The sequence below is a fragment of the Moraxella sp. HMSC061H09 genome (assembly GCF_001809255.1).
GTDB classification, from domain to species: Bacteria; Pseudomonadota; Gammaproteobacteria; order Pseudomonadales; family Moraxellaceae; genus Moraxella; species Moraxella catarrhalis.
In genome coordinates this window covers 1-2,873 of record NZ_KV796823.1, presented here as the reverse complement: position 1 = coordinate 2,873, position 2,873 = coordinate 1, and the positions used below count along the sequence as shown (strand labels likewise).

Here is a 2,873-nt window from a genome sequence, read left to right as displayed (position 1 = left end):
TAAATGCGAACTATTTGATCGATTATTTATGGATTAAAATTAAAATATAGATATGCTTGATATTTCATACAAAGATAGGTTTTTAATACCATTATGAAAATATAACAATCTATTTATAAAATCACTATCTGGCCTATTGTGATTAATATAGTTGTTTTCCTCTTTCCAAAAATCAACTATTTGTCTAATCTGCTCAATAAATTCAGAAAAATCATCAACACTATTTAAATCACGCTCTTCATTAAATTCATATATGAGATTTAATTCCAATAATTTAGCTGGTTGATATATAAAACTCAAAGAAGTTGCAGAACCTAAAAACAGTTCAATATTGCTCCCATTTTTTAAAAAAACATATATAGAATACATATAAAAAATCCTATTTATCAAAAATTACTACATTTTCTTTACCAAGAATTTTTTTAGATTCTTCAATTAATCTTTGGAATTTCTCACTATTCCCTCTTTCATAGTAAACCATAGCCTTGGTGCCATTCTTTTCCGCCTCACTCTTTAAAATTTGTAATTTTCTTAGTGTTTCTGCTAACTTTTCAGGTGTAGAGCCTTTTGCTGGACCACCGACAGAAATATATTCTCCATTTTTTCCAATGATATCAATACCAGTTAAAATTCTACCATCTACACTACGAATTGGCATATCCTCAAGATGACCATTTTTATTGATAATTTTTGCTAATTTTCCGCCAGTAATATGTGTTACATTTAATTCTCGTTGTATGCCAATGATTTCTTGTTGAGACATATTTTTAATTGATACAGCTGTACTATCACCGCCAATAATAAAATCACAACAATCCGCATTATGCACCCACCCCCCAAACTCGCCAATATGGTAGGTGTGGAAGTCATCTACTTCAAAGTTGTAGACGGTATCGGTGTGGGTTAGCTTTGTTTGGCTGAGGATTGTAACATTAGGCAGACCATGTTTGTCAAGTAGGGTCATGCCTTGTTCTAGTAAAGAAGCTTTAAGCCAGCCAATGCCTTCTACCCAAAATGGGGGGGTGAAGTGATTCCTAGGACTTCTATGTTTCCTTGATTGTTTTGACCGTTATCCAAAAAAGGGTTGTTGATAGTTACAACCAACCCATTTGAGTTTAGATAAAAAGTTGGGTTTTGTATGAAAGTGAAAATCGCAAGTTATTTTATTCCCAGTTTATTTAACGATTGGTTAATTTCATCACCTGAGATAACCTCATCACTTTCTTCATAATCATCTGGCTTATTATAATCATATTCTATCTTAAATTTACCATTAGGGTATAAGGTGAATAATAATCCCCAAATGCGATGTCCTGTTCTTTCTAACATTGTATCTCTGATGTAATAAACCGATTTAGAAGAACTTTCCCAAATATCATCTAAAATTTCATTTCCAAGCCAAAATTCCTGATTTTCAAAAATAAACCATCTTTCGATTGAAATCATTTGATTATATATTTCATATTTAATATAAGCTTTATTCCATTTTTGAATTCCTATAAAATATAGTAATTCTTGAGCAAAAACCTCATATTGTTGAGCAAAATCTAAAATATTTTCATTATTCATTGCTGAAATCTCCATTCTTTCGGCTTACCATTGATTGTCGCCACAACTTTAAATCGATTCGGTCTTACCGAATCACCCAGTGGATACCCAATATCAATCTTGACAGAGACAGATTTACCCACTTTAAGCTCACGAGCCAATTCATTCTCCATCTTTTTCCAATCACTTCTATTTAATCTTTGTGCTTGTGGCACCATATTAATTCTATCGCCAGCTCCACCAAGTATACTAGCAATCAAATGCCCACCTTCATCGCCAGTAGGATTGACGGATTTACCAACACTCACCTGCTGACTTCTGTTTCTTGGCATTTTACCTAAAGATAATTGACCTTCCACCTTATTAACCCTGCCTTGACCATCTGTGTGATATATATGTTTATGGATGTCATTATTCACTTCATGCCTTGTGTTGGGATTAAGTGTTTGTTTATTAAGATTGGTGTCCCACTGTCTTTTACTACCTGCATTACCTTGAATTACATCACAACACTCCGCATTATGCACCCACGCCCCATATTCACCAATATGGTAGGTGTGGAAGAGTTTTGGAGTAGAGCGTGGATGAGGGTCTTTTGGTTCCTAAAAATAAACAAATTATCTTACCACTCATATGGGTAGAAACTAAAACTTAACTCTAGGTTTAAGTCACTTAATAGCTTCATTTGTTCTGGCCATATTGCAGGCCCACCTGTATCCCCACTAGAAAACCAAACACAAGATATAAACATTTTATGATATTCTTGCAATTGAATGATAACCTCCTTGTTGGGATATATCTTTTCAAGAATGTAATCAATATGATTTCTAGCATCTCTTGATTTTATTTTATTCTCCGATGAGAGTTTCCATAAATCTAGATTAGCAATCCTTTTTCTCCCAAGAGAATTTTCAATGATGTCTCCTTTGACTTGTTTATAACTGGGTGTAATATTGTTAATATTTTTGATATTATCAAAATTACAATAAACAATGAATTCAGCATAAACATAACCACATGATGGATAATCATATGTTATTGGTGTCATTCTAGAGTGTTTGTTTTTATCATTCATGGCATGTAATCCAAAATATTTCCATAATTAATTCCATTTTCTCCCACATAGCCTCCATTGGACATAATTTTCCCATGATGATTAGCAGGGATACCATTTTCTTTTTTTAAAGATTCCAAACCTCTGCCAATATCCCTAGAAGTATAATTTGTTCCCCAAGCCTCATTTAATTTTTTTGATGTATTGCCATTAATTTTATTACCCCCTTTCTGTAATAACCCACAACACCCATCATTATGCACCCACACCC

Annotated in this window: 5 protein-coding genes and 1 pseudogene; all 6 read right to left on the bottom strand. The window is 33.1% G+C overall.

The genetic code is table 11. The annotated features are described in order from the left end of the window. Positions 1–39: 39 nt before the first annotated feature. Positions 40–369, bottom strand: a complete 330-nt coding sequence (locus tag HMPREF2573_RS00275; protein ID WP_064607910.1) for a hypothetical protein — start codon at positions 367–369, stop codon at positions 40–42. A 10-nt stretch (positions 370–379) separates the two neighbouring features. Beyond that, positions 380–1,015 (bottom strand): annotated as a pseudogene (locus HMPREF2573_RS09455) (polymorphic toxin-type HINT domain-containing protein); the annotation flags it as partial. A gap of 143 nt (positions 1,016–1,158) precedes the next feature. Further along, complete coding sequence (locus HMPREF2573_RS00265; RefSeq protein ID WP_003670980.1) at positions 1,159–1,569, bottom strand: hypothetical protein; 411 nt, start codon at positions 1,567–1,569, stop codon at positions 1,159–1,161. Beyond that, positions 1,566–2,075 (bottom strand): DNA/RNA non-specific endonuclease, encoded by a 510-nt coding sequence (locus tag HMPREF2573_RS00260; RefSeq protein ID WP_070472104.1) that lies wholly within the window; start codon positions 2,073–2,075, stop codon positions 1,566–1,568. Before HMPREF2573_RS00260 ends, HMPREF2573_RS00265 begins: the two co-directional genes overlap by 4 nt. A 95-nt stretch (positions 2,076–2,170) precedes the next feature. Continuing rightward, complete coding sequence (locus tag HMPREF2573_RS00255; RefSeq protein ID WP_003663355.1) at positions 2,171–2,623, bottom strand: DUF4279 domain-containing protein; 453 nt, start codon at positions 2,621–2,623, stop codon at positions 2,171–2,173. Then, positions 2,620–2,873 (bottom strand): hypothetical protein (locus HMPREF2573_RS09260; protein WP_210383679.1); only part of this gene is annotated, 254 nt, incomplete at its 5' end. The genes HMPREF2573_RS09260 and HMPREF2573_RS00255, both read right to left, overlap by 4 nt.

Coding starts and splice junctions, on each gene's coding strand:
- HMPREF2573_RS00275 (WP_064607910.1), bottom strand. CDS start 369: ATGTATTCTATATATGTTTTTTTAAAAAATGGGAGCAATATTGAACTG.
- HMPREF2573_RS00265 (WP_003670980.1), bottom strand. CDS start 1,569: ATGAATAATGAAAATATTTTAGATTTTGCTCAACAATATGAGGTTTTT.
- HMPREF2573_RS00255 (WP_003663355.1), bottom strand. CDS start 2,623: ATGAATGATAAAAACAAACACTCTAGAATGACACCAATAACATATGAT.